We start from the raw sequence: 24395 nt of genomic DNA, 5'->3' as shown, positions 1-24395 counted from the left end.
ATCGGGCGTAGGCTGGCACTGAGATGTCTGTACGCGCGACACCTCGATACCGTGGCGATCTTCCGGTCGAGGTGACGAGCTTCGTGGGCCGCCGGAGGGAGTCGTCGGAGGCGCGTCGCCTGCTGGGTCGTACGCGACTGCTGACGTTCGTCGGGGCGGGTGGGGTCGGCAAGACCCGGTTGGCGCGACGGGTGGCGGCCGACGTGCGTCGCACGTTCCCCGACGGGGTGTGGCTGGTGAACCTGGCGCCGCTGCGGGACGGCGACCTGCTGGCCTCGACGGTCGCCGCGACGCTGGGGCTGGCGGACTGGTCGGTCCGGCCGTCGCTGGACTCGCTGGTGGACTTCGTCTCCGACAAGCGCGTGCTCATCGTGCTGGACAACTGTGAGCACCTGCTGGACGTGTCCGCGGCGTTCGTCGACGGGTTGCTCAGCGCGGCGGCCAACGTGCGCATCCTGGTGACCAGCCGGCAGCCGCTCGGAGTCGGGGGTGAGACCGTTCTCGAGGTGCCTCCGATGTCTCTCCCGGTGCCCGACGAGGCCCTGTCGGCGCGCCGCCTCGACGAGTCCGAGGCCGTGCGGCTGTTCGTGGAGCGGGCGGCGGAGGCGGTGCCGGGCCTTGTGCTCGGCGAGGCCGACTGGGAGGCGGTGGCGCGCCTGTGCCGGCGGTTGGACGGGATTCCGCTCGCGATCGAGTTGGCGGCGGTGCGGCTGCGGTCGCTGTCGACGGAGCAGATCATCGACCGGCTGGACGATCGTTTCGGGCTGCTGACGCGCGGCAGCCGCACGGCGATGCCGCGCCAGCAGACGCTGCGGGCGACGGTCGACTGGAGCCGTGACCTGTGCTCGCCCGGCGAGCGGACGCTGTGGGCGCGGCTGTCGGTCTTTTCCGGGGGATTCGACCTGGCGGCCGCAGAACAGGTCTGCCGGGGTGAGGCCATCGCGTCCGAGGACGTTTTCGATCTGGTGGCCGCCTTGGTCGATAAGTCGCTGGTGCTGCGGGACGATTGCGGAGACGGCGCGCGATACCGGATGCTGGAGACGATTCGTCAGTACGGCCGGATGATGCTGGTCGAGTCCGCTCAGGAGGCGATGCTCGGCCGTCGGCACCGCGATCATTACCTGCGGGTGGTCGGGTGCTCGGAAGAGGCGCGGTTCGGCCCTGAGCAGTTGCGTTGGTATGCGCGACTCCGCCGGGACCATGCCAATGTCAGGGCGGCCATGGATTTCTGCCTGACCGAGCCCGGTGGGGCGCGGACCGTGTTCCAGATGGTCACCGCGAACTGGCCCTACTGGATTTATTACGGCATTTTGGGCGAGGGGCGTCACTGGCTGAACCTGGCGCTCGAACAAGATCCGGCGCCGACGGCGGCGCGGGCGAGGGCATTGTGGGTCGCCGGTCGGCTCGCCCTTTTGCAGAGTGACTTGTCCGGGGCCGAACTTCTCTTGCGGGATTGCGCCGCTCTGGCGGAGAAACTCGGTGACCCGTCCGCGGAGGCGCATGTCACGGAGCTGTTCGGCGTCGTCGAACTGTTCCGGGGCAACTACGCCAGGGCGATTTCGCTCCAGGAAGAGGCGGTACGCCGCTATCGCAGGATCGGTGAGCCTCCCGGCACCTGCGCGGTAACGCTGTATCGCATGGCGTTGGCCGCCTCCGCCTCCGGTGAGACCGACCGTGCCGAGAGGTTCTGCGAGGAGTCCCTCGCGATCTGCGAGGAGCACGGCACGCATCTGTACCGGCCTCTGGCGCTATGGGCGCTCGGCTTCACCCGGTATCGTCGCGGCGACCAGCCCGGGGCCGAAGCAACGATCGGGGAGAGCCTGCGGCTCCAGCGGCACAGCAATGACCGGTGGAATACGGCTCAGTGCGTGGAAGTGCTGGCCTGGATCGCGTCGGCCAACGGGCAGCATGAACACGCGGCCACGCTTCTCGGCGCGGCGCATATGCTGTGGCGGTCGCTGGGAACATCGATGCCCGAGACTCCGCCGTTCGCGGATTTCCACGGCCCCTGCGATTTCCAGCTCCGCGAAACGCTCGGCGACGAGGTCTTCGCCGCGGCTTTCGAGCGTGGCGTCGCGCTCGGGCCCGACGAGGCGATCGGCTACGCCTTGAACGAGAACCCGCGGCGGTCCCGGCGGACGTCTCGCCCTCGGTCGGCCCTCACCTCCCGGGAACGGCAGGTCGCCGACCTGGTCGCTCAGGGAATGACCAACAAGGAGATCGCGGCGACCCTGGTGATCGCCCAGCGCACCGCCGAAGGTCACGTCGAACACATCCTGGAGAAACTGGGCTTCGTTTCCCGGGCGCAGATCGCCTCCTGGGCCACGAGGAACAGCGGGACCTGAAGAAGATCACGGCCGCGGTTCTCCTTTTCGTCGTCCAAGCCGATAGCGACGGCGCGACTCGGTGCGGGGGAGGGGCGCGACCTCGCCCACGCCGGATCCCCCTTGCCCAGATCTGCACGTCATCGCAGGGTTGACAGAGTATCCAGCCTGGATACAGGCTGGATGTATGACCCGAGTTGATGGCCTGGTCGCACAGCGGCGCGGGCGTTCGGCCGCGTCGGCGACGCCGCCGAGCTGGCGGGCGCCGGTGGCGCTGGGGCTGATGGCCGCAGTGGCGCCGGTGGCGCTGGGTTCGTGGGTGATCCCGCTGCTGGTGCCCGTCGCGATCTCCAGCGTGAGCGCGGTGGGACTGTCGTTGCTGGTCGGCCGGGCAGGGCTGATCTCCCTTGGGCAGGGCGCGCTCACCGGGGTGGGCGCGTTCACCGCCGCGTCGGTGAGCGTCCGGCTCGGCGCCCCGCCGGAGCTCGCCCTGTGCGCCGCGGTCGTCGCGGGCGGCGCGGTCGCGTGCGCGCTGACGCCCTTCCTGCGCCTCAGCGGCCTCTACCTGTCCCTCGCCACTCTCGTACTCGCTCTGATGTTCCAGCGGATCGCGGTCCTGGCCGAGCCGGTCACCGGCGGAGCCGACGGGGTCGCGATGGAAGGGAGTCTGCGCCTGGGATTCCTCGACGTCTCCGGTGAGACGACCTTCTACGCGGTCGCGTGGGCCGCCGTGATCGTGACCGGCGTGCTGGTCGCCAACGTCCAGCGCAGCCGTATCGGGCGCTCCTTCGAGGCGCTGTCGGTGGGGGAGGACCTCGCCCGCTCGGTGGGAGTCCGCGTGACGAAGGCCAAGAGCACCGCCTTCGTGATCAGCGGCCTGTGCTCGGGGCTGTCCGGGGGGCTGTACGCGTACTACAACCAGTTCCTGACGCCCGAGCAGTTCTCGGTCGGACAGTCGATCGTCCTGCTCGCGGCGGTGATCGTCGGCGGTCCCAGAAGCCCCTGGGGCGGGGTCGTCGGGCTCGTGGTGCTGCAGGTCCTGCCCGAGGCCGTGGACCTCGGCTCGGACCGGGAGGCGCTCCTCACGCCGCTGCTGCTGCTGGTCTTCGCCGGGTTCCTCCCGCAGGGCCTCGTGGCTGCGGCCGTCACCGGACTCGGCCGCCTGTGGCGACTCGGGCCCCTGGCACACCCCTCGCGGTCCGTCGTGACGACCGGACCCTCGGAAAGGACCGCCGATGAGCGGTGACGAACGACACGGGCTGACCGTCGCCCGGCTCTGTCGAAGCTTCGGCGGTCTCCAGGTCCTCCGCGACGTGGGCTTCCGGCTGGACCCGGGCCGGGTGGTCGGGCTGATCGGTCCCAACGGCGCGGGCAAGTCCACCTTGATCAACTGCGTGACCGGGGTCCTCGCACCGGACGGCGGGGACATCTGGCTGAGCGGTTCCCGGGCGACCGGCCGATCACCCGACGACCTGTGCCGCGGCGGGTTGTCGCGGACGTTCCAGCACGCCCGGCTGCTCGAACACCTCACGGTCCTCGACAACGTCCTCGTGGGTGCGCACGTCCGCGGGCGGGTGGGCATCGTGGCCGCCGCGCTGCGGCTGCCGTCCGTCCGGCACGAGGAGATCCGGCTCCGCGAGTGCGCCGTGCGCGCGCTGGACCTCGTCGGATGCGGCCACCTGGCCGACACGCCGGCGCACGCGCTCACGACGGGCCAGCAGCGACTGGTGTCGGTGGCCCGCGGGCTGGCCGGCGACCCGCGGTTCGTGCTGCTCGACGAGCCCGCGGCCGGACTCGACGACACCGAGACCGGCGCCCTGGCGGACGCGCTGCGCCAGGTCGCGGCCGGGGACGTCGGGCTGCTGATCGTCGAGCACCACCTCGAACTGATCATGGAGCTGTGCGACGAGGTGCTCGTCCTCGCCGGCGGCGGGGTGGTCGCGTCCGGGCCGCCGGCGATGGTCCGCGATCATCCGGCCGTGGTCGACGCCTACCTCGGGACGCCGCTGTGAGCGCCCCCGTGCTGCGGATCAGTGAGCTGGTCGCCGGGTACGGGGCGGCCGACGTCCTGCACGGCATCGACCTGAGCGTCGGCGGCGGTGAGATCGTCTGCCTCCTCGGTTCCAACGGGGCCGGGAAGACCACTCTCGCGCGCTGCGTGGCCGGCCTGCTGAAGCCGCGCTCCGGTTCGGTCACGGACGGCGGGACCCGGCTGGACGGTCTCTCCCCGTCGCAGCGGGCGCGCCGAGGCATCGCCCTGGTGCCCGAGGACCGCGGTCTGTTCGGCGGCCTGACCGTCGCCGACAACCTCGAACTCGGCGGGTTCCGCCATGGCCGTCGGCACGCCCTGGACCGGCTGTCCCTGGTCGTGGAGATATTCCCGCCGCTGGCGTCCCTGCTCCCGCGGTCCGCCGGGACGCTGTCGGGCGGCGAGCAGCAGATGACCGCGATCGGCCGCGCGCTGATGGCCGACCCGCGCTTCCTCGTGCTGGACGAGCCCTCGCTGGGGCTCTCGCCCGGCATGACCCGGCAGATCCTGACGGCCCTGCGCGCGCTCGCCGACGACGGCATCGGAATCGTCCTCATCGAGCAGAACGCCGCGCTCGCCCTCGGAGTCGGCGACCGGGCGGCGGTGCTCCGGCGCGGCCGGATCGCGGTGACCGGCGCCGCGTCGACGCTGCTGGACGACCCGATGGTGATCAACGCCTACCTGGGAGGACGGGGCAGTGGCTGAGACCGCCCAATTCCTGATCACCGGCGTGATCGCCGGTGCCGCCTACGCGCTGCTGTCGCTGACCTGGGCGCTGGTGCGGAAGGTGTCCGGCCAGCTGTTCTTCGTCAGCGGCTGCATGGTCGTGCTCGGGGTCCTCGGGACGAACGCCCTGACCGAGCGCGGCTGGCCGATGGCGCCCGCCGTCGTCGTGGTGGTCGCGTCGGCGGGAGCGGTGACGCTCGCCGCGGACGTCCTGATCCTGCGGCGCGTCGCGCGGCAGACCGAACTCAGCGGAACCCTCGTCATGCTCGCCCTCGCGTTCGCGATGGAGGAGTTGCTGAGTCTCGGGTTCGGCCCGGAGCCGCGGCAGCTCGCCCCGGCCGTGGCGGGCCCTCCGGTCTCGTTCCTCGGGGCCAGTCTGCAGCGTCAGCAACTCGTCATCGTCGCCGCCACCGCCGTCCTCATCACCGCGCTCGTGCTCGCCGGACGATCCCGCTGGGGCAAGGCCATGCGCGCCTGCGCGGAGAATCCCACCGGGGCCATGCTGGTGGGGATCCACCCGACCGCGGTCCGGACGATCGGCCTCATCATCGCCGCGGCCCTCGGGGCGCTGTCCGGGGTCCTCCTCGGACCCGTCGCCGCGATGGCGCCCGCGTCGGGATTCCTGCTGTCGCTCAAGGGTTTCATCGCCGCGGCCCTCGGCGGCTGGGGCTTTCTCGGCGCGACGGTCGCGGGACTCTTCCTGGGGCTGACGGAGTCCCTCACGGCGGGCTACATCTCCTCCGACCTCAAAGACGTCGTGTCCCTGGCCCTGCTGCTGCTGGTCCTGCTCGGCAAAGACTCGATCCGCCTGCGGCGGGTCGGCCGCGTCCGCATCTCCGATGATCGGCGCGAGGCTCCCGTGTCCACTCACCCCGCCACAGATTAGGAGTCAGCCATGTCTCGAATCGCCCTGCTGGCCGTGGGCGCCTCCGTGGTCGTCGGCGCGGTCGGCTGCTCAGCCGGTCAACCGTCAGCGCAGAAGGACGAGAATTCCGTGTACATCGGCGCGATGTTCGACCTCACCGGGCCGTTCGCGCCGGTCGGCACCGCGGAGCGGCAGGCGTTCACGCTCGCCGTCGCCCAGGCCGAGCGCGACACCGGCATACGGCTGCGGACGCGCGTCGAGGACTCCCGGACGAGCCCGGACACCGCCGTGAAGATCACCCGCGAGTACCTCCGGGACAAGGTGTCGGCGATCGTCGGGCCGACCCCGACGCAGTTGTGCGATCCGGCGCACCGGCTCAGCGACGCGGCCCGCACCCCGATGTTCTGCATCACGCCGTTCCCCGAGAGCACCACACCGTCGCTGTTCCTGGTCGACGCTCCAAGGGTCACGCTCGTCGGCGACGTGCCCGCGCAGTTCATGCAGAAGCGCGGATGGCGGCGCGTGGCCTGCATTTACACGGCGGACGCCGGAGGCAAGGGCTACGCCGACGCCATAAGCCGGGCCGCGCCCAGATACGGCCTTGAGGTCGTCGCGAGCGAGTCCTTCCAGCAGGGGGACACCGACCTCACCGCGCAGCTCACCAAGATTCGCGCGGCGAAACCCGACGTCGTCTACTCCTGCTCTTCCGGAGCCAACCTCATCGCGGTCCTCAAGGGCATGGCCCAACTGCGGATGCCGCAACCGGTGTTCGCGGGCCACGCCTCGGTCAACTACGACCTCGCGCACTTGGCCGCTTCGAATCTGCCCGAGGGCGGCGTGTACTCCGACGCCAGCCCCGTTCTGATCCCCGATCAGGTGCCGTCCGGAATGGCCGGCGCGGCGAAGGCGAAGCAGTTCGTCGACGCCTATGTCAAGGCCAATGGCGGTAAACGCCCCGACACGGTGGCCGGCTATGTCGCCGACACCGTCGCGCTCATCGCCCAGGCGGCGAAGGCGGCCGGCAAGGGCGACCCGAAGTCCCTCGCCCGGCGCATCGAGAAGACCTGCGGGTACGAGGGCGTGCTCGGCCGGTACTGCTTCTCCCCGGACAACCACCGGGGCCTGGCCAGCGAGTCCAACATGATCGTCCGATGGACGCCGGCCGGGAGCTTCAGACTCACCGAGGTCCTCTCGGCGCGGCAGACCCCGGCGCCCTCGCCTTCGGCGGGCTGATCGTGCCGGGATCGGTTCAGTACGTGTCCGGCGCGAACTGGTCCACCGCCGCGTCCCGGTCGGCGCGCAGGTGGGCGCGCAGCGCGGCCTCGGCGGCGTCCCCGTCGCGGGCCCGCAGCGCGGTGAGGATGTCCCGGTGCTCCGCCAGCGCCGCCGAGAGCCTGCCCGGGTGCGTGAAGGTCAGATGCGACACCCGGCGGGACTCGTCCTCCAACTGCTCCAGAATCCGGGCCAGGCGGGCGTTGCGCGCCGCTCGGGTGAAGCGGCGGTGGGTGGCCACCGCCAGTTCGAACGCCCCCTTCAGATCGCCGGCCTCGCGCAGCCGGTCGGCCTCGTCGGCCTGCACCTCCAACTCCGCGATCTGCTCGTCGGTGAGCCGGCGGGCGCCGATCCGGATCGCATAGCACTCCAACTGCTCACGCAATTCATAGATCTCGACCACGTCGTGCGGCGCGAGCTCGGTCACGAAGGCGCCGCGACCGGGCACCAGCCGGACGAGGCCCGCCTGGGCCAGCTGCTTGATCGCCTCGCGCACCGGGGTGCGGCTGATCCCGTACGCCTTGGCCAGGCGGACCTCGGACAGCAGCATCCCCGGCTCCAGTTCGCGGGTGAAGATCTGCTCGCGCATCCGCTCATATGCCTGTTCACGCAGGTTGGGCTCCTCGCGGGGCCCACTTCCCGCAGCCAATTCGTTGATCGTCATACAGCCAGTATACCGAGGCTTGCACGCCTGGACGCACCCTGTATACTGCCTGGATACCGCTTGGGAGGATCGATGGCATCGGTCAGCCGCACCACTTCATCCGACGAAAGGCGGACAACGCCCGAGGAGCGGGAGTTCCGCGAGGCGATGAGTTCGTTCCCGACCGGAGTGACCGTCGTCACCACATTCCATGAGGGCGTGCCGTACGGAATGACCCTCAACGCGTTGACCTCGGTCTCGCTCGACCCACGGCTGCTCCTGGTCTGCCTGTCGTCGACGAGCCGGACGGCGCGCGCGGTGATCGACCGCGGGATGTTCCGGGTCAACCTGCTCGCCGAGAACCAGGCCGCGGTGTCCAGGGAGTTCGCCCGCCGGGGCGCCGACCACTTCGGCGACGGGGACTGCTCGCTGGACGAGCACCGGCTGCCGGAGCTTCCCGGCGCGCTCGGCTCGATCGTCTGCGAGGTCGACACCGTGCACCGCGGCGGCGACCACGAGATCGTCATCGGCCGGGTGCTCAGCTGCCAGGTCCGGCCGGGATCCCCGCTCCTGTTCTACGGCGGCGGCTACGGCCGGTGCACCCTCGTCGCCTGACGCCCGCCCCGTGAGAAAGACGTGAGAAAGAGAGGATCGACATGACCGTCACCGAGCAGCTCTACATCGGCGGATCGTGGACCGACGCGGACGGCGGCGCGACGTTCACCACCACCGACCCCGCGACGGGCGAGGTGATCGGCGTCTGCGCCGACGCCGGCGACGCCGACGTCGAGGCCGCCGTCCAGGCGGCGTGCCTCGCCCGTGAGGATCCGGCATGGGCGGGGATGAGCCCCGCGCACCGCGCCAGGCTGCTGTGGCGGGTCGCCGAGCTCATCGACGCGCACGCCGACGAGCTCGCCGAGCTGGAGACGCGCGACCAGGGCCAGCCGATCGAGATCGCCCGCACGGTCAATGTGCCGGGCGCGGCCGAGCACTTCCGGTACTTCGCCGGATGGTGCACCAAGATCGAGGGATCGGTGTCGCCGATCTCGATGCCCGACACCATGCACTACACGCGCCGTGAGCCGGTCGGCGTCTGCGCTCTGATCACGCCGTGGAACTTCCCGCTGCTCATCGCCTCCTGGAAGCTCGCGCCGGCACTGGCCTGCGGCAACACGGTCATCCTCAAGCCGGCCGAGCAGACCCCGCTGAGCAGCGCGCGCCTGGTGCGGCTGTTCCATGAGGCGGGCTTCCCGCCCGGCGTGGTCAACCTCCTCACCGGCGGCCCCGAGGCGGGGGCCGCGCTGACCGCCCATCCGCGCGTCGACAAGGTGTCCTTCACCGGATCCACCGAGGTCGGACGGCGGATCGTGCGGGCGTCGGCCGGCAACCTCAAGCGCGTGACGCTGGAGCTCGGCGGGAAGGCGCCCAGCATCGTGGCGCACGACGCCGATCTCGGCGCGGCCGTCCGGGGGAACCTGCAGGGCGGCCTGCTCAACAGCGGGCAGATCTGCGCCGCCTACTCGCGCATCTACGTGGACCGCCGCCGCGCGGACGAGTTCGTCGAGACGCTGGCGGCGGCGGCGCGGACGCTCCGTGTCGGCCCCGGCCTGGACCCGGCCACCGATCTCGGCCCGCTGGTCTCGGCCCAGCATCTCGAACACGTCGACGACTACGTACGCGGCGGCGTCCGGGACGGCGCGCGTCTGGTCACCGGCGGCGCCCGTGCCGACGGCGCCCTCGCGCGCGGCCACTTCTACCCGCCGACCGTGTTCGCCGAGGTGACCGACGCGATGCCGATCGCCCGGGAGGAGATCTTCGGGCCCGTCCTGTCGGTGTTGGCCTATGACGACCCGGAGGAGATCGCGGGCCGCGCCAACGACTCCGACTACGGGCTCGCGGCATCGGTCTGGACCCGTGATCTCGGTACGGCCCACCGCCTCGCGGCCGCCGTCAGGGCGGGCGCGGTGTTCGTCAACGCGCTGCCCGTCCCCGACGCGGCGGCTCCCTGGGGCGGGTTCCGGACCAGCGGCTGGGGCCGGGAGATGGGCCCCCAGGCGATCGACGCCTACACCGAGACCAAGGGCGTGTGGGTGCACCTCGGCGCCTGACACCCGATGACCCGTTCCAGAAAGGCCACGCCATGGAGACCCATCCGCTCGACCCGCTCTCGGCCGAGGAGATCGACGCGGTACGCGAGACCCTCGCCGATGAGGGCAAGCTGTCGCCCGGGGCCAGGTTCCCGCTGATCCTTCCCGAGGAGCCCCCCAAGGAGGCCGTCGAACGCGGTGAAGGGGCGGTCGACCGGCGCGCGCGGGCCGTGGTGCTCGACACCGCGAACGGGGACACCTTCGACGCGGTCGTCTCGCTCACCGACCGGAAGCTCCTCTCGTGGCGCCAGGTCCCGACCCGCGAGCATCCCTACGGCCAGGCGCCGGTCATGTTGCAGGAGTACGCGGACGTCGAGGAGATCGTGAAGGCCGACCAGGGCTGGCGCGACGCGATGGCCCTGCGGGGGGTCGAGGACCTCGACCTGGTGTTCGTCACTCCGCTCTCACCCGGCCAGTTCGGTTTCCCGGACGAGGTGGGCAAGCGCGTCCTCCGATCGCTGTTCTTCGTCCGCCACCACGCCGACGACAGCCCGTGGGCGCACCCGGTCGAAGGTCTGATCGCCTACGTGGACGTCATCGAGCGCAGGATCATCCGGCTCGTCGACACCGGCGTCGTCCCCGTCCCGGACGAGTGCGGCAACTTCGACGAGGCGTCGGTGGGACCGCCGCGGACGAGCCTGAGGCCGCTGGAGATCACACAGCCCGACGGCCCGAGCTTCACCGTCACAGGGCACCACGTGACCTGGGAGAACTGGCGGTTCCGGATCTCGTTCAACGCGCGCGAGGGCCTCGTCCTGCACCAGTTGGCGTTCCGGGACGGCGGCGTCGACCGGCAGGTGGTGTACCGGGCGTCGATCGCCGAGATGGTCGTGCCGTACGCCGACCCGAGCGACACCCGCTTCTGGATCAGCTACTTCGACCTCGGCGAATACTCCTTGGGCTCGTGCGTCAACTCGCTCGTCCTCGGCTGCGACTGCCTCGGCGAGATCCACTACTTCGACGCCGTCCTGGCCGACGCGGAGGGCCGTCCCTACGTGGCCCGCAACGCCATCTGCATGCACGAGGAGGACTACGGCGTCCTCTGGAAGCACACCGACGTCATCACCGGCGCCGCCGAGACCCGCCGGTCACGGCGTCTCGTGATCTCGTTCTTCACCACGGTCGGCAACTACGACTACGGCTTCTACTGGTACCTGTACCAGGACGGCACCATCCAGATGGAGGCCAAGCTCACCGGGGTGGTGTTCACCGGAGCGGCGGGCGAGGACTTCGCGTTCGGCACCCAGATCGCCCCCGGCCTGGTGGCGCCCTACCACCAGCACCTGTTCTGCGCCCGCCTGGACATGAACGTGGACGGCCCCGCGAACAGCGTCCACGAGACGGACATCGCCCCGCTGCCGATGGGAGACGACAACCGCTACGGCAACGCGTTCCAGCCCCGCAGGACGCTGATCGCCCGGGAGTCGGAGGCGGCGCGCATGGCCGATCCGGCCGCGGGCCGGTACTGGACGGTGTCCAACTCCGGTTCCTGCAACAGGCTCGGCCAGCCCGTCGGCTACAAGCTGACGCCTCACGCGAGCCCGACGCTCTTCGCGCATCCGGACTCCGCGGTGGCGAAACGAGCCGCGTTCGCCACCCGGCACCTGTGGGTCACCCGCTACCACCCGGACGAGCGCTATCCGGCCGGCGACTACCCCAACCAGCACGCCGGCGGCGCCGGACTGCCCGAGTGGACCGCCGCCGACCGTCCGCTGGAGGACCAGGACCTCGTGCTTTGGCACACCTTCGGCAGCACCCACATCCCGCGTACGGAGGACTGGCCGGTGATGCCCGTCGAGTACGCCGGATTCACCCTCAAGCCCGTCGGCTTCTTCGACCGCAACCCCGCGCTCGACCTCCCGGCCACGACCGGCGGGGCATGCGCCCATACCGCCCAGGGAGACTCCTGTGACCACTCGTGAACAGCGGTTCGTGCACCTCGCCGCGGAGCTGGCCGACGACTTCGCCGAACGCGCCGACGAACACGACCGCGACAACACCTTCCCGTTCGAGAACTTCGAGCGCATGCGCGAAGCCGGATACCTGCGGCTGACCGTCCCGGAGGAACTCGGCGGGCTCGGCGCCGACCTCAACGATCTGGTCGCCGCGCAGGAACGGCTGGCCATGGGATGCCCCGCGACCGCCCTCGTGGTCAACATGCACGTCTCGCCGATCGGCCAGCTGGCCAGCATGTGGCGGTCGGACCCGCAGCCCAGGCTCGAACAGTGGCTCCGCGACTGCGCCGAGGGCAAGGTGATCAACGCCGTGCTGTCGGCCGAGCCCGGCGCGCCGCTGCTGCGCGACTCGCGGTGCACGGCCGTCCGCGTCGACGGCGGGTACCGGGTCACCGGCAAGAAGATCTTCGGGACCGGCTCCTCGGTGATGACGCACTTCTCCAGCATGGCCCGCTTCGACGACCCGGAGACGGGCCCGCAGATCATCTTCTACCGGCTTCCGGCCGAGAGCCCGGGAATGGAGGTCCTGCGCACCTGGGACACGCTCGGCATGCGGGCCACGCAGAGCAACGACGTGCTGTTCGACGATGTCTTCGTCCCGGACGAGGCGGTCTTCCACCGGTATCCCGTCGGCACCCTGGACGGCACGCTCCTCAAGACGGTCTGGGGATGGGCGCAGCCGACGTTCGCCGCCACCTACCTCGGCACCGCGCTGGGCGGAGTCCAGCGGCTCCGGCGGCAGATCATCGAACCGCGCGGCCTCGCCGACCAGCCGCAGGTCCAGGCGCTGATGGCGGAGATCACGGTGCTCACCGAGACCGCCCGCGCCACGATCCGCGACGTCGCCCAGGAGATGGCGCGGGGGCGCCTGTTCACCGAGCTCGACGTCCAGAGTGGGATGAGCAGGGCCGTGATGGCCAAGTACGTGGGCGCCAACAACGCCGTGGCGATCATGGAGAAGGTCATGACGATCGCCGGTGGCGCGGCGTTCTACAACCGGTCCTCGCTGGCCCGCATCTACCGGGACGTGCGCGCGGCCACCATCCAGCCCTACAACAACCTCGACGCGCTCGACCTGTTCGGGAAGACCTCGCTCGGGCTCCCCGTCGCACCGGTCAACCCGCTGCCTGCGGAGACCGTCGGGAGCCGGTCGTGAGCGCCGTCGTCCCCGCCGCGGACCACCTCACCGGCGATCTGCTGGATCGTGCCATCGTCCTCCTGAACGCGGATCCTCACCTGGACCGGTGGAGGTCGGCGCGCATCTGCCTGCGCGAGACCCCTGGGCCCGACCTGTGGTTGGTGGTCGACCGCGGAACCGTCCGGCGGGCCGGCGACGGTCGGGACGGCGCCGACCTCAAGCAGATCCGGATCGCCGGCACCGCGGCCGAGTGGCAACCGATCCTGGACGGCCTGCACGGCGGGCTGCACCGCGCGTGGCGGTATCACCTGCTCCGCTTCGAGGGGGACTCCGTCGCGCTGCTCGACCTGTGGAAGACCATCTGGCGACTCGGTGACGCACTGGCCGACGCGTACCGGAGGGACTGACATGCCGTACCTCGACGTCGACGGCACTCGCCTGTACTACGAGCACTTCGACACCGGCCGCCCGCCGCTGGCCCTGGTGCACGGGGCGGGCCAGGACACCCTGTCGTGGCAGTACGTGAGCGACCGCCTCACCGACCACTTCTCCGTCATCGCCCTGGACCTTCCCGGCCACGGCAAGAGCGCTCGCCGCCCCGGCGGCGCCGCCATCGCCGACTACGCGGACCACATCCCGTACGTCGACGGTCTCATGGCCGCGCTCGGCCACCGCCGGTACGTCTTCATGGGCCACTCGTTCGCCGGCGGCCTCGGACTCAGCCTCGCCCGCGCCCGGCCGGACTCGGTGGCCGCCGTGATCATGCTGGACGGCACCGGGTGCCCTTCGGCCGCCTGGGGCGGAGACGCCTTCGATCTCGTGGCGATCAACCCGACCGACTGGATGGAGGTCAACTTCCGGCTGATCTGCGGCCCCGCCACGAACCCCGCACGGGTCGACGAGATCTCCCGGGACGTCCTGCGCTGTCCGCCCGACGTCGTCCAGGGCGACATCAAGGCGTTCGCCCGAACCGACCTGCAAGGCGATCTGCCGACGATGACAACACCCGTTCTGGCCATTCACGGATTGGACGACTGGTCCATCCCGCCGGAGCTCGGCCGCCGCACCTGCGAGCAGATCGGCGGACCCGCCGTCTTCCACGGCCTCGCCGACGTCGGGCACTTCCCGCACGTCGAAGCGCCCGACCGGCTGATGGACGCCGTCGACGAGCTCTGGCCGGGCTTCGCCGCCGACCACCTGGAGCTGAGCATGACCGAGGAGAGCACACGATGAACGACACCGATCCGTATCGGATGCTCATCGACGGCAAGTGGGTCGACGGCTCCACCGGCGAACGGTTCGACTCCCTCGATCCGTACCGCCAGAAGCCGTGGGCCAGCATCCCGCAGGCGTCCGACTCCGATGTGGACCACGCGGTCCGCAGTGCCCGAGCCGCGTTCGAGACCACCTGGCGCAAGACGAACGGAGGGGAGCGCGCCAGGCTCATGCTGCGGCTCGCCGACCTCATCGAGGCCGAGGCGCCGCGGCTGGCCAGGTTGGAGACCACCGACAACGGCAAGGTGATCCGCGAGACGACGCGGCAGATGGGCTTCGCCGCCCGCAACTACCGCTTCCTGGCGGGCCAGGCCGACAAGCTGTACGGGCAGACGATCCCCCTGGACAACGCCGATCTGTTCGACTTCACCCTGCACGAGCCCGCCGGAGTCGCCGCGCTCCTCGTCGCCTGGAACTCCCCGATCCAGCTGCTGACCAACAAACTCGCACCCGCGCTCGCCGCGGGCTGCACCGTGGTGATCAAACCGTCCGAGCACGCGTCGGTGACCACCCTGGAGCTCGCCCGGCTCGCCGAGGAGGCGGGTTACCCGCCCGGTGTGATCAACGTCGTCACCGGCGACGGACGCGTCGGAGCCGCGCTCACCGCGCACGACGACCTCGATCTCATCTCCTTCACCGGCGGGCAGCGCACCGGACGCCTGGTCGCCAGGGCGGCCGCGGACAACCTGGTCGCCGTGGCGCTCGAACTCGGCGGCAAGTCCCCGAACATCGTGTTCGCGGACGCCGACCTCGACGCCGCGATCCCCGGAGCGCTGGCCGGCATCTTCGGGGCCGCCGGGCAGACCTGCATCGCCGGGTCGCGGCTGCTGGTCGAGCGGCCCGTCTACGAGGAGGTTCTCCAGCAGCTCGGCGAGCGCACCGCCGCCATCCGCCTCGGCGACCCCCTCGACCCGGACACCGAGATGGGACCGGTCGCCAACCAGCTCCAATACGACACCATCCTCGACTACATCGCGGCCGCCAAGGCCGACGGCGCACGCCTGCTGACCGGCGGCGGGCCCGCCGACGACCCGGACCTGCCGACCGGGTACTTCGTGCAGCCGACGGTGTTCGCCGACGTCACCGGCGACATGAAGGTCGCGTCCGAGGAGGTCTTCGGCCCAGTCCTCGCGGTGATGCCCTTCGACGGTGAGGAGGAGGCCATCCGCATCGCCAACTCGACCCAGTACGGCCTGGCCTCGGGGCTGTGGACCCGCAGCCTCTCGCGGGCGATGCGCGTGGCGAGGGAGATCCGGGCGGGCACGGTCTGGATCAACACCTACCGCACCAACGCGGCGCAGGCCCCTTTCGGCGGCTACAAGAAGAGCGGATTCGGCCGCGAGCGCGGCCTCGATTCGCTCCACGACTACCTGCGCGTCAAGAACGTGATGGCCGACCTCTCCGAGGACGTCGGCGACCCCTTCGCCATGCGGGTCTGACCGGCGCACCTCTTCCACAACACTCCAAGAAAGCAGGAAACCAATGAGCCTCACCGGCAAGGTCGCCGTCATCACCGGCGCGTCCAGCGGCATCGGCCACGCCACCGCGAAGGCGCTCGCCGCCCAGGGCGCCACCGTCGTGGTGACCGGACGGCGCGAGGACCGGCTCGTCGCGCTCGCCAAGGAAGTCGTCCAGGACGGCGGCATCGCGGACACCTACACCTGCGATGTCACCGACGAAGGCCAGGCCACCGCGATGATCGAAGACGTCGTGAAGCGCCACGGGCGCGTCGACGTTCTCGTCAACAACGCCGGCGTGATGCTGCTCAGCCGAATCGAACGCGGACTCACCGACGAATGGCGTCAGATGACCGACGTCAATGTGCACGGTGTGCTTTTCCCGACCCACGCCGTCATTCCGGTAATGAAGGCCCAAGGGTCGGGCACGATCGTCAACATCTCCAGCACCGCGGCCCGCCGCAGCCGCCCGCTCGGCGGCGTCTACGCCGCCACCAAGGCGGCCGTCGCCGCCCTTTCGGAATCGGTCCGCCTGGAACTCCTCAAGGACGGCATCGGCGTCACCGTGATCATCCCGGGCGCGGTGGACACCGAACTTTCCACCCACATCACCGACAAGGAGGCCCAGGGCGGCATCGCGGCGCTGAAGCAGAACATGGAATTCCTGCAGCCGGAGGACGTGGCCGCCGCAGTGGTGTACGCCGTCGGCCAGCCGAGCAGGGTGAACGTTTCAGAACTGGTCATCCGGCCGCGAATGCAGGAATTCTGAGTCTCCTGGAGACATCACGTGAGCTCACCGGAATCATCCGATCCACGTCCGAGCCGACGGCTGCTGCGGCCCTACGGACCGGACGGTCACGACGCGCCGCGATTCGCCTACTCTCTCGGCGTCCAGCATGGAGACATGGTCTTCATCGCCGGCCAGGTCGCGCGCGACGCGGCCGGCCGGCTGGTCGGGCCGGCCGACCCCGAGGCACAGGCCGGGCAGGTCTATGAGAATCTGCGCGCCGTGCTCGCCGACGCGGGCGGGGGGCCCGGCCACGTCGTCGCCACCACCACCTACATCACCGACCGCGCCTACCGCGAACCGGTCACCGCGGTGCGCCGCCGCTTCTTCGACGGGGCGGACTACCCGACCAACACCTTGGTCATCGTCGCCGGTCTGGGACTCCCCGAGTATCTGGTCGAGGTCTCCGCGATCGCCGTGGTCCCGCAGGGGTGAGAGGCCCTGTCGCGGAGGAACGCAAGGAGGAACCGGCCGCAAGGCGGATTCAGGTGTCGCGGATCTTGATTCCGGGTCGCCATCCGAGCATGCGGGAGACGCCGAGACCACCTGCGATCAGCGACGGGAGCACCGCTTGGTGATGTACTGAACCGCGGCGCACCACCACGGACATCGCCGCCACGACGCGGCCTTCACCGTTCACGATCCGAGTGGCGATCGAGTCGGCGCCTTCGGTGAGTTCGCTGCGGACGGTGGCGTAGCCGGTGCGGCGGCATTCGGCGAGCTCGCTCCTGATGACGGCGGGGTCGATGGTCGTCTGGGGCGTGTACCGGTGCAGCCTGCCGGACAGGACCTCGTCGATCATGTCGGCCCCGCCGTGGGCGAGAAGCACCTTTCCGACGCCTGAGCAGTGCAGTGGAAGCTGGCCTCCCACATGGGAGACGAGGTCCTGCGCCTGCGGGGCGGACAGCCTTTCGATGATGACGGCCTCGGTCCCCTCCATGACCGCCAGTTGCACGTGCTGGTGGAGAGCGGTGTAGAGATCTTCCATGAAGGGCTGGGCCTTGGAGCGCAGCGACTCGGTGAGCGGGGCCAGCGTGCCGAGTTTCCACAACCGCAGGCCGATCGTGAAGCGGCCGTCGTGCTGCCGGGTCAGCGCACCGGCGTCGGTGAGCTCCATGGCCAGTCGGCGGACGGTCGCGTGCGGCAGGCCCGTCGCCCGCACCAGTTCGGCGAGGCTGAGGGTGCTGTGATCGGGCTGGAAGGCGAACAGGACCTCCAGGAGTCGTGAACTCACGCTCCTGCCAGGCTCACTGGTCCGAGGCATGCCGACCCCCTTTCATCTGTCCGGGATGGTAGCGGACGATGTTCATAGGATGACCAGCCACACGCTTTCCTCCCGGCTGACCGTGCAGCATGGCGCTGTCAATCTGGATGCGGGAGAACGGCTGCGAGGTCGAAGACTGAGATGCTCGGGTCGAATGTCGAGACACCGAAGATCGCGATCCTCGGCGGCGGAATCGGTGGCCTCGCGGCCGCCGCCTTCCTCGGCCGAGCGGGTCTTCGTAGCACGGTGTACGAGCAGGCGTCGGCGCTGAAGGAGGTCGGTGCCGGGCTCGTGGTGGCCCCCAACGCCGCCCGGCTCCTGCGCCGGCTCGGCGTCATGGAGCCTCTGCTGCGCAGCGCCGTCCAGTTGGCCGTCGGGTGGGAGTTCCGCCGCTGGCAGGACGGCACGGTCCTGTCTGCCGAAGACCTCGCGGGGGACTGCGAGCGGCTCTACGGCGAGCACACCTACACGGTGCATCGCGCCGAACTGCTGGACGTCATCAGGAGCGCCGTGCCGGCGGAGACGGTCCGGCTCGGCAAACGCTGCACCGCGCTTGACCTGGACGGCGAACGCCCGTCGCTGCGGTTCGCTGACGGCGAGGTCGTCGAGGCGGACATCGTCATCGGGGCGGACGGTGTCCACTCGGTGGTGCGAGGCGCCATCGCCGGACCGCGCCCGGCCGCCTTCTCGGGCCTGTGCGCGTTCCGTGCCCTGGTTCCGGGCGATCGCGCGCCGTCGTTCGCCCGGCGGCCCGCGCAGACATTGTGGATCGGTCCAAAGCATCATTTGGTGCACTACCCCATCTCCGCGGGAAGGTTCGTGAACCTCGTGGCCTTCGCCCCGGCGGGCGAGGACCTGGCGGAGTCGTGGACGGCGCAGGCGACGATCGAGGAGTTCCTCCTCGAATTCGACGGATGGGACCCGAGGCTCGTCGACCTCGTCCGCGCCGCGCAGACACCGGGTCGATGGGCGCTGCTGGACCGCGCGCCGCTTCCGCGGTGGAGCCGCGGCCCGGTGACGCTGCTCGGGGACGCCGCGCACCCCATGTTCCCGTTCTTCGCGCAAGGAGCCGCGCAGGCGATCGAGGACGCCGCGGTCCTGTCCCGCTGCCTCGCCGAAGGGCTGGCCGACCCCGCCCGAGCGCTGCGCCGATACGAGGCTCTGCGTCTTCCGCGCACGACCAGGCTGCAAACGGCGAGCCACGCGCGGTCGGACATCAACCATCTCCCCGACGGGCCCGAACAGCGTGCCCGCGACGCGTCGTTCACCGAGAACGATCCGCTGGTCGCCAACGGCTGGATCTACGAGTACGACCCTGATGTGGCGATGGCCGCCGAGGCCGCGACGCGCTGACCGTCCACGGTCCTGCCGCATGTCCGTTGAATGGACGTTCGCGTTGTGATCAGCCGTACGCCCATCTGAGACTGCCGGGCACCGGCGGCGTCCCGTCGAAGCCGCCGGCCCGAGCCTCCGGCCTGAAGGAGATTCCATGACCGCCACCGACGAGGCGCGCTTCGGCCCGCCTGCCGTCCGGACGTGCGAACTGTTCGTCGGGGGCCGCTGGATCGCGGCCGAGCACGGCCGGACCGTCCAGACGAGGTCGGAGCTGACCGGGAAGCCGGTCGCCGAGGTCGCGGCCGCGTCGCCCGCCGATGCGCGGCGGGCCGTCGAGGCCGCCGAGCGGGGCTTCGAGACGTGGGCCGGGTGGCCGCCCGCGCGCAGGCGTGCCGTCCTGGAGCGGGCCGCGGCGCTGTTCGCCGAGCGGGCGGACGACCTCGCGACCCTGATGCGGGAGGAGATGGGCGCGGCCCGGCCCTGGTGCGAGTTCAACGTGTCCGTCGCGCGGGGAATGCTCGCCGAGGCCGCCGCCCAGGTGTACTCGGCCGTCGGAGAGGTGATCCCTTCGGACGTCCCGGGCCTCACCGCGCTGGGCGTCCGCCAACCGGTCGGCGTAGTGGTCGGCATCGCACCCTGGAATGCTCCGCTGATCCTGGGCGTGCGCGCGCTGGCGATGCCGCTGGCGTACGGCAATGCGGTGGTGCTCAAGTCCTCCGAGCAGGTGCCCTGCACCCAGGCGGCGATCGTTGAGGTGCTGCACGACGCGGGCGCCCCGCCCGGCACGGTGAACCTGATCAGCAACGCGCCGCAGGATGCCCCGGACGTGGTCGAGGCCCTCATCGCCCATCCCGCCGTCGCGCGGGTGAACTTCACGGGCTCCACCCGTGTCGGCCGTGTCATCGCCGAGATCGCGGGACGGCACCTCACCCGGACCGTGCTGGAGTTGGGCGGCAAGGCCCCGATGCTCGTGCTCGCCGACGCCGATCTCCAGGCCGCCGTAGACGCCGCGGCGTTCGGCGCGTTCCTGAACCAGGGCCAGGTCTGCATGTCCACCGAGCGGCTGATCGTGGACCGCGCGGTCGCCGACGACGTCGCCGCCCGGCTGACGGAGCGTGCCGCGGGCCTGGTCGTGGGGCCGCCCGACGACCCGTCCAGCCAGCTCGGGCCGATGGTGAGCCGGGAGGCCAGGGACCGTGTGCTCGCCCTGCTGGACGACGCCCGCGAGCACGGCGCCGACGTGCTGACCGGTGGCGAGGCGCAGGGCCTCTACGTGCGGCCGACGGTGCTGCGGGGAGTGACGCCCGCGATGCGGATCTACTCCGAGGAGTCCTTCGGCCCGGTGCTGTCGATCATCGAGGCGGACGGGACGGACCACGCGATCGAGATCGCCAACGACACCGAGTACGGCCTGTCGGCGGCGGTGTTCAGCCGTGACGCCGCGACCGCGCTGGAACTGGCCCGGCGCGTCCGCTCGGGGATCTGCCACGTCAACGGGCCGACCGTGCACGACGAGCCGCAGATGCCGTTCGGCGGCGTCGGCGCGAGCGGGTGGGGACGGTTCGGCTCCCGCGCCGCGCTGGAGGAGTTCACCGAGCTGCGATGGATCACCGTCCAGGCCGGTCGGCGGCACTACCCCTTCTAGGAGAGCGGTGGTCGAGGTGAACAGCGGCTCCGGGAGGGGACACGAGCACGAATTCGCCGCCGCGCTCGGAACGAAGGCTGAGCTGATGCGAGATCAACCATCGGAACGGGACGCGTCGCCCATCAGCGTGCGTGACGCCGCGTTCGAGGTCATGCGCCGCCTCCGACTGACGACCATCTTCGGGAACCCAGGTTCGACGGAGATCCCGTTCCTGACCGGCCTGCCCGACGACATGACCTTCCGGCTGGCGCTGCACGAGGGCCCGGCCGTCGGCCTGGCCACCGGCTGGGCGCTCGCCCAGGGCCGCCCGGCCATGGTGAACCTGCACACGGCCGCTGGACTGGGGAACGCCGTGGCGGCGCTCGCCACCGCCCGCGCCAACCGGGCGCCGCTCGTGGTCGTCGTCGGCCAGCAGGACCGCCGCCATCTTGCGCACGACCCGTTCCTCGCGGGCAGGCTGAACGGCCTCGCCGGGGAGTACCCCGTGTGGACGCACCAGCCCGTCCGGGCCCAGGACATTCCGGGCGCCCTGGCGCGTGCCCATCACGAGGCGGTCACCGCTCAAGGCCCGGCGCTGGTCACGGTGCCGATGGACGACTGGGCCGCGCCCGCGGACACCGGCCGCGGCGCCGCTCCGGTCGTCCTGCGGCGGCCGCGCGTGGTGGACGGGGAGGGCATCGATCAGCTCGCCGAACTGCTCGGCGGGGCCCGCGCCCCCGTGATCGTCGTCGGCGCCGGGGCGGACGGCGCGGAGTCATGGGACGCGCTGGTCGACCTCGCGGGCAGGCTGGGCGCACCGGTGTGGCAGGAGCCGTTCGGCGCCCGGGCGGGCTTCCCGCAGGACCATCCGGCCTTCGCCGGACACCTGCCGCCCGGCCGCGCCGCGCTGCGGGCCGCGCTCACCGGCCACGACGTGCTTCTCGTCGTCGGCGCCCCGGTGTTCCGCCAGTACCCGCGCGAACCGGGGGACCTGGTGCCGGACGGCCTGCACGTCCTCCAGGTGACCTCCCATCCGGATGAGGCCCACAACAGCATCGCCGACCTTTCGGTCATCGCGGACCCGGCGAGCGTGTGCCGCCGGGTGGCCGGACGGCTCGGCCCCCGCGACCCGGCGGGGCCGCGCCCGGGGGCGGCGCCGATCGCGTACCCGATGGCGGCACCGGATCCGGGCGATCGGCTGCGGCCCGCGCACGTGTTCGATCTCCTTGCCCGGCTTCTCCCGGCCGACGCCGTCGTGGTCGAAGAGACACCGTCCAGCCGCCCGGAACTTCACCGCCGCGTGCCCGCCCGGACCCCGATGGGCTTCCTGAGCGCCGCCGCGGGCGGGCTGGGATTCGGGCTTCCGGCCGCGGTCGGCGTGAAACTCGGTGCCCCCGACCGTCCGGTGGTCGCCGTCCTGGGCGACGGTTCGTCGTTGTACGGGATCCAGGGACTGTGGAGCGCGGCGCATTACCGGGCCGGAGTCCTTTTCGTGGTTCTGGCGAACGGCGGATACGCGATCATGGACCGGCTCGCCGAGCAGGCCGGTCGCGGCACGCCGCCGTGGCCGGGATTCGCCGAGGTCCGCGTCTCCACCATCGCCGCGGGTTTCGGCTGCCCCGCCCGACGGGTCGCGTCCCACGACGAGCTGACGCGGGTCCTCGCCGAGGTCGTGCCCGCTCTCGCCGACCGGCAGGAGCCACTGCTCCTGGACATCGAAGTCGCGCCCGACCCGACTTATGGCTCTTGATCGGCGCGCGAGATGTCGACGCCGATAAAGCGTAGTCTCTATCGCCGTCCATTCAACGGACCAGGTGAAGCGGCGGCGGGCAAACGGCTCCTAAGCTGCACGAAACGGCCGGACCTCGACAATTGACGGCCTTCCAAAGGAGTGACGGGATGAAGGTTTTCGATGTACGGGACATCACGGCGGGCGTCGATGCGGCGCTCGCGGTGGTCGATGATCCGAAGCATCGGCACATGCTGAAGAACTACCGCAGGCACGCGCTTTTGGAGGTGTCCGGATTCTGGGAGGACATCCTCACCCCCGCGATGATCGTCGACCATCCGGTCTACCGGCTCACCGAACGCGGGAAGACGCTGGTCTGCGATGGCATGGCGGAGGTCCGGGACTTCTACTCCGAGATCGTCGGCAGCGGGATGAACGTCTTCGGCGCACTGGAGGAGGAGATCGCCGTCTCGGACTACGGGATCTTCATCGAGGCCATCTTCGCGCAGGTCGTCCGCGGCGATTCCGCCGCGCTCGCCGAGGAGGGCGTCGACCCGGACGGCACCTACCAGGTCTCGCACCGGTTCGCCGCCGCCTGGCCCTACCGCGACGGGCGGCTCGTGGGCGAATTCATCTACGACGACACCGGCAGCTGGCGCGTGGACGAGGTGGAGCATTCGGCGCTCACCTCACCCGCCGACGCGCGCAAGGCCCTCGCGCCCTATCTGGAGCAAAGCCCGCTCTCGGAGATCGAGAACGGCCTGAGCCTGTTCAAGGACTAGATATGGCGCAGACCAATGGCGGGCTCGCGGGGCGATACGTCGACGTCCACGCGCACTTCACGCCGCCGAGCGCGGAGCATGAACGCCTACGCGTCTGGCAGGCCATGCTGGGCAGGGGCATCTATTTCCCCGAACCCCACGAGTGGTCTCTGGAACGCACGCTCGCGTACATGGACGCGTCGGGCACCGCCATGCAGATGCTGAGCAACATCCCCACCCGCTTGGCGAGCCTCCGCGCGTCGAACGACTACGGGGCGTCCCTCGCCGCGGACCACCCGTCGCGGTTCGGCCTCCTGGCCGCCCTCCCCACGGACGCCCCTTCGGCCGCCGTGGACGAGGCCGTACGGGCGCGCGAGGAACTCGACGCCGACGGATTCGCCGTGACGACGAAATACAACGGCGTATACCTGGGCGACGAGTCCCTCACCCCGTTGTGGGAACTGCTCGACGACTGGGGGGCGGCGGTGTTCGTCCACCCCGACGCGCGGCTGCCGCCCACCCTCGACCACCCGGCCCCGCTGTACGAGGTGGCCTTCGACACCGCCCGGACGGTCTTCGACATGATCTTCCGGAAGACGTTCACGCGCTACCCGGGCATCACCTTCGTGATCGCCCACTGCGGGGGAGCGTTCCCCGCGCTGACCGGGCGGCTCCGCCTGCTGGGAAACGAATCATGGGTCCCGCAGGGAGTGACCGCTCAGGAGGTCGACGAGCAGGCGTCCTCTCTCTACGTCGACACCGCCGCGACGGCTTTCACGCATTCCCTCCTACCGGCAATGGCGACGGTGGGAGCCGACCACATCGTCTACGGCAGCGACTGGGGTGCGCCCTGCACGACCGAGTCGTCCGCCGAATCGAACCGCTCAAGCCTCCTTCAATGTGGCGCATTGTCACTTGAGGAGGAAGGCGGCGTCCGGGCCCGAGCGCTCGATCTTTTCCCGCGAGCGGCGCAGCGCCTTGCTGACGCCGAGCCGCTTTCCGAGGAATTCGTCCGATAAGGGCCGGGCGGTAGCGGCCGCCGCATTTCAAAGCTCCCCACCAGA

22 protein-coding genes are annotated in these 24395 nt (G+C 70.7%); 20 read left to right on the top strand and 2 right to left on the bottom strand.

Annotated features, from left to right (window positions below; all coding sequences use genetic code 11):
* The first annotated feature begins 71 nt into the window (after positions 1 to 71).
* From FXF65_RS11455 to FXF65_RS11430, 6 genes are all read left to right on the top strand, one after another.
* The gene (locus tag FXF65_RS11455) at positions 72 to 2345 is read left to right on the top strand and encodes an ATP-binding protein (RefSeq protein WP_246198493.1); all 2274 of its coding nucleotides are present in this window, start codon (positions 72 to 74) and stop codon (positions 2343 to 2345) included.
* 166 nt (positions 2346 to 2511) lie between these two features.
* Entirely contained in the window at positions 2512 to 3570 is a 1059-nt protein-coding gene (locus FXF65_RS11450; protein ID WP_148349740.1) for a branched-chain amino acid ABC transporter permease, read from the top strand.
* Positions 3560 to 4336, top strand: a complete 777-nt coding sequence (locus tag FXF65_RS11445; protein WP_148349937.1) for an ABC transporter ATP-binding protein — start codon at positions 3560 to 3562, stop codon at positions 4334 to 4336. Before FXF65_RS11450 ends, FXF65_RS11445 begins: the two co-directional genes overlap by 11 nt.
* Positions 4333 to 5058 carry an ABC transporter ATP-binding protein gene (locus FXF65_RS11440; RefSeq protein ID WP_246198492.1) on the top strand — a complete coding sequence of 242 codons (726 nt, stop codon included), beginning with the start codon at positions 4333 to 4335 and terminating at the stop codon, positions 5056 to 5058. Before FXF65_RS11445 ends, FXF65_RS11440 begins: the two co-directional genes overlap by 4 nt.
* Positions 5051 to 5965, top strand: coding sequence for a branched-chain amino acid ABC transporter permease (locus tag FXF65_RS11435; protein ID WP_148349739.1), 915 nt, complete (start codon positions 5051 to 5053; stop codon positions 5963 to 5965). Before FXF65_RS11440 ends, FXF65_RS11435 begins: the two co-directional genes overlap by 8 nt.
* 9 nt (positions 5966 to 5974) lie before the next feature.
* Positions 5975 to 7177, top strand: coding sequence for an ABC transporter substrate-binding protein (locus FXF65_RS11430; RefSeq protein ID WP_148349738.1), 1203 nt, complete (start codon positions 5975 to 5977; stop codon positions 7175 to 7177).
* A gap of 16 nt (positions 7178 to 7193) precedes the next feature.
* Here FXF65_RS11430 and FXF65_RS11425 read toward each other — a convergent pair whose 3' ends face one another.
* On the bottom strand, positions 7194 to 7880 hold the full coding sequence (locus tag FXF65_RS11425) for a GntR family transcriptional regulator (protein WP_148349737.1): 687 nt from the start codon (positions 7878 to 7880) through the stop codon (positions 7194 to 7196).
* A 72-nt stretch (positions 7881 to 7952) separates the two neighbouring features.
* Between FXF65_RS11425 and FXF65_RS11420 the strand changes: the two genes are divergently transcribed.
* The 9 genes from FXF65_RS11420 to FXF65_RS11380 are packed head-to-tail and all read left to right on the top strand — an operon-like array spanning position 7953 to position 17053.
* Positions 7953 to 8474 (top strand): flavin reductase family protein, encoded by a 522-nt coding sequence (locus FXF65_RS11420; protein WP_148349736.1) that lies wholly within the window; start codon positions 7953 to 7955, stop codon positions 8472 to 8474.
* A gap of 41 nt (positions 8475 to 8515) precedes the next feature.
* The gene (locus FXF65_RS11415; protein WP_148349735.1) at positions 8516 to 9967 is read left to right on the top strand and encodes an aldehyde dehydrogenase family protein; all 1452 of its coding nucleotides are present in this window, start codon (positions 8516 to 8518) and stop codon (positions 9965 to 9967) included.
* 32 nt (positions 9968 to 9999) lie between these two features.
* Entirely contained in the window at positions 10000 to 11928 is a 1929-nt protein-coding gene (locus FXF65_RS11410) for a primary-amine oxidase (protein ID WP_148349734.1), read from the top strand.
* On the top strand, positions 11915 to 13117 hold the full coding sequence (locus tag FXF65_RS11405; RefSeq protein ID WP_148349733.1) for an acyl-CoA dehydrogenase family protein: 1203 nt from the start codon (positions 11915 to 11917) through the stop codon (positions 13115 to 13117). The genes FXF65_RS11410 and FXF65_RS11405 overlap by 14 nt, the downstream gene beginning before the upstream one ends.
* Positions 13114 to 13506 (top strand): hypothetical protein, encoded by a 393-nt coding sequence (locus tag FXF65_RS11400; protein WP_148349732.1) that lies wholly within the window; start codon positions 13114 to 13116, stop codon positions 13504 to 13506. The genes FXF65_RS11405 and FXF65_RS11400 overlap by 4 nt, the downstream gene beginning before the upstream one ends.
* A gap of 1 nt (position 13507) precedes the next feature.
* Positions 13508 to 14332, top strand: coding sequence for an alpha/beta fold hydrolase (locus tag FXF65_RS11395; RefSeq protein WP_148349731.1), 825 nt, complete (start codon positions 13508 to 13510; stop codon positions 14330 to 14332).
* Positions 14329 to 15813 carry an aldehyde dehydrogenase gene (locus tag FXF65_RS11390; protein WP_148349730.1) on the top strand — a complete coding sequence of 495 codons (1485 nt, stop codon included), beginning with the start codon at positions 14329 to 14331 and terminating at the stop codon, positions 15811 to 15813. The genes FXF65_RS11395 and FXF65_RS11390 overlap by 4 nt, the downstream gene beginning before the upstream one ends.
* Positions 15814 to 15856: 43 nt before the next feature.
* On the top strand, positions 15857 to 16600 hold the full coding sequence (locus tag FXF65_RS11385; protein WP_148349729.1) for an SDR family oxidoreductase: 744 nt from the start codon (positions 15857 to 15859) through the stop codon (positions 16598 to 16600).
* An 18-nt stretch (positions 16601 to 16618) separates the two neighbouring features.
* Positions 16619 to 17053, top strand: a complete 435-nt coding sequence (locus FXF65_RS11380) for a RidA family protein (RefSeq protein WP_281288899.1) — start codon at positions 16619 to 16621, stop codon at positions 17051 to 17053.
* A gap of 49 nt (positions 17054 to 17102) precedes the next feature.
* Here FXF65_RS11380 and FXF65_RS11375 read toward each other — a convergent pair whose 3' ends face one another.
* Positions 17103 to 17852, bottom strand: a complete 750-nt coding sequence (locus tag FXF65_RS11375) for an IclR family transcriptional regulator (RefSeq protein WP_222868506.1) — start codon at positions 17850 to 17852, stop codon at positions 17103 to 17105.
* 171 nt (positions 17853 to 18023) lie between these two features.
* Here FXF65_RS11375 and FXF65_RS11370 point away from each other — a divergent pair, with 171 nt between their 5' ends.
* The 5 genes from FXF65_RS11370 (at position 18024) to FXF65_RS11350 (ending at position 24350) form a co-directional block, all read left to right on the top strand.
* Positions 18024 to 19235: an FAD-dependent monooxygenase gene (locus FXF65_RS11370; protein WP_148349726.1), complete on the top strand. Its 1212-nt coding sequence runs from the start codon at positions 18024 to 18026 to the stop codon at positions 19233 to 19235.
* Between the two features lie 136 nt (positions 19236 to 19371).
* Positions 19372 to 20862, top strand: a complete 1491-nt coding sequence (locus tag FXF65_RS11365) for an aldehyde dehydrogenase (RefSeq protein ID WP_148349725.1) — start codon at positions 19372 to 19374, stop codon at positions 20860 to 20862.
* A 7-nt stretch (positions 20863 to 20869) separates the two neighbouring features.
* The gene (locus tag FXF65_RS11360; RefSeq protein WP_246198491.1) at positions 20870 to 22591 is read left to right on the top strand and encodes a thiamine pyrophosphate-dependent enzyme; all 1722 of its coding nucleotides are present in this window, start codon (positions 20870 to 20872) and stop codon (positions 22589 to 22591) included.
* Positions 22592 to 22740: 149 nt separating this feature from the next.
* Positions 22741 to 23352 (top strand): hypothetical protein, encoded by a 612-nt coding sequence (locus FXF65_RS11355; protein ID WP_148349724.1) that lies wholly within the window; start codon positions 22741 to 22743, stop codon positions 23350 to 23352.
* 2 nt (positions 23353 to 23354) lie between these two features.
* Positions 23355 to 24350 (top strand): amidohydrolase family protein, encoded by a 996-nt coding sequence (locus FXF65_RS11350; RefSeq protein WP_148349723.1) that lies wholly within the window; start codon positions 23355 to 23357, stop codon positions 24348 to 24350.
* Positions 24351 to 24395: the final 45 nt, after the last annotated feature.

Origin of the sequence: Actinomadura syzygii (assembly GCF_008085905.1) — a bacterium.
In the GTDB taxonomy this organism is placed as follows: Bacteria; Actinomycetota; Actinomycetes; order Streptosporangiales; family Streptosporangiaceae; genus Spirillospora; species Spirillospora syzygii.
The sequence above is the reverse complement of the archived record's forward strand: the minus strand, read 5'-3'. Positions and strand labels throughout refer to the sequence as shown.

Coding starts and splice junctions, on each gene's coding strand:
- FXF65_RS11450 (WP_148349740.1), top strand. CDS start 2,512: ATGACCCGAGTTGATGGCCTGGTCGCACAGCGGCGCGGGCGTTCGGCC.
- FXF65_RS11445 (WP_148349937.1), top strand. CDS start 3,560: ATGAGCGGTGACGAACGACACGGGCTGACCGTCGCCCGGCTCTGTCGA.
- FXF65_RS11430 (WP_148349738.1), top strand. CDS start 5,975: ATGTCTCGAATCGCCCTGCTGGCCGTGGGCGCCTCCGTGGTCGTCGGC.
- FXF65_RS11425 (WP_148349737.1), bottom strand. CDS start 7,880: ATGACGATCAACGAATTGGCTGCGGGAAGTGGGCCCCGCGAGGAGCCC.
- FXF65_RS11420 (WP_148349736.1), top strand. CDS start 7,953: ATGGCATCGGTCAGCCGCACCACTTCATCCGACGAAAGGCGGACAACG.
- FXF65_RS11415 (WP_148349735.1), top strand. CDS start 8,516: ATGACCGTCACCGAGCAGCTCTACATCGGCGGATCGTGGACCGACGCG.
- FXF65_RS11410 (WP_148349734.1), top strand. CDS start 10,000: ATGGAGACCCATCCGCTCGACCCGCTCTCGGCCGAGGAGATCGACGCG.
- FXF65_RS11395 (WP_148349731.1), top strand. CDS start 13,508: ATGCCGTACCTCGACGTCGACGGCACTCGCCTGTACTACGAGCACTTC.
- FXF65_RS11390 (WP_148349730.1), top strand. CDS start 14,329: ATGAACGACACCGATCCGTATCGGATGCTCATCGACGGCAAGTGGGTC.
- FXF65_RS11385 (WP_148349729.1), top strand. CDS start 15,857: ATGAGCCTCACCGGCAAGGTCGCCGTCATCACCGGCGCGTCCAGCGGC.
- FXF65_RS11370 (WP_148349726.1), top strand. CDS start 18,024: ATGCTCGGGTCGAATGTCGAGACACCGAAGATCGCGATCCTCGGCGGC.
- FXF65_RS11365 (WP_148349725.1), top strand. CDS start 19,372: ATGACCGCCACCGACGAGGCGCGCTTCGGCCCGCCTGCCGTCCGGACG.
- FXF65_RS11355 (WP_148349724.1), top strand. CDS start 22,741: ATGAAGGTTTTCGATGTACGGGACATCACGGCGGGCGTCGATGCGGCG.
- FXF65_RS11350 (WP_148349723.1), top strand. CDS start 23,355: ATGGCGCAGACCAATGGCGGGCTCGCGGGGCGATACGTCGACGTCCAC.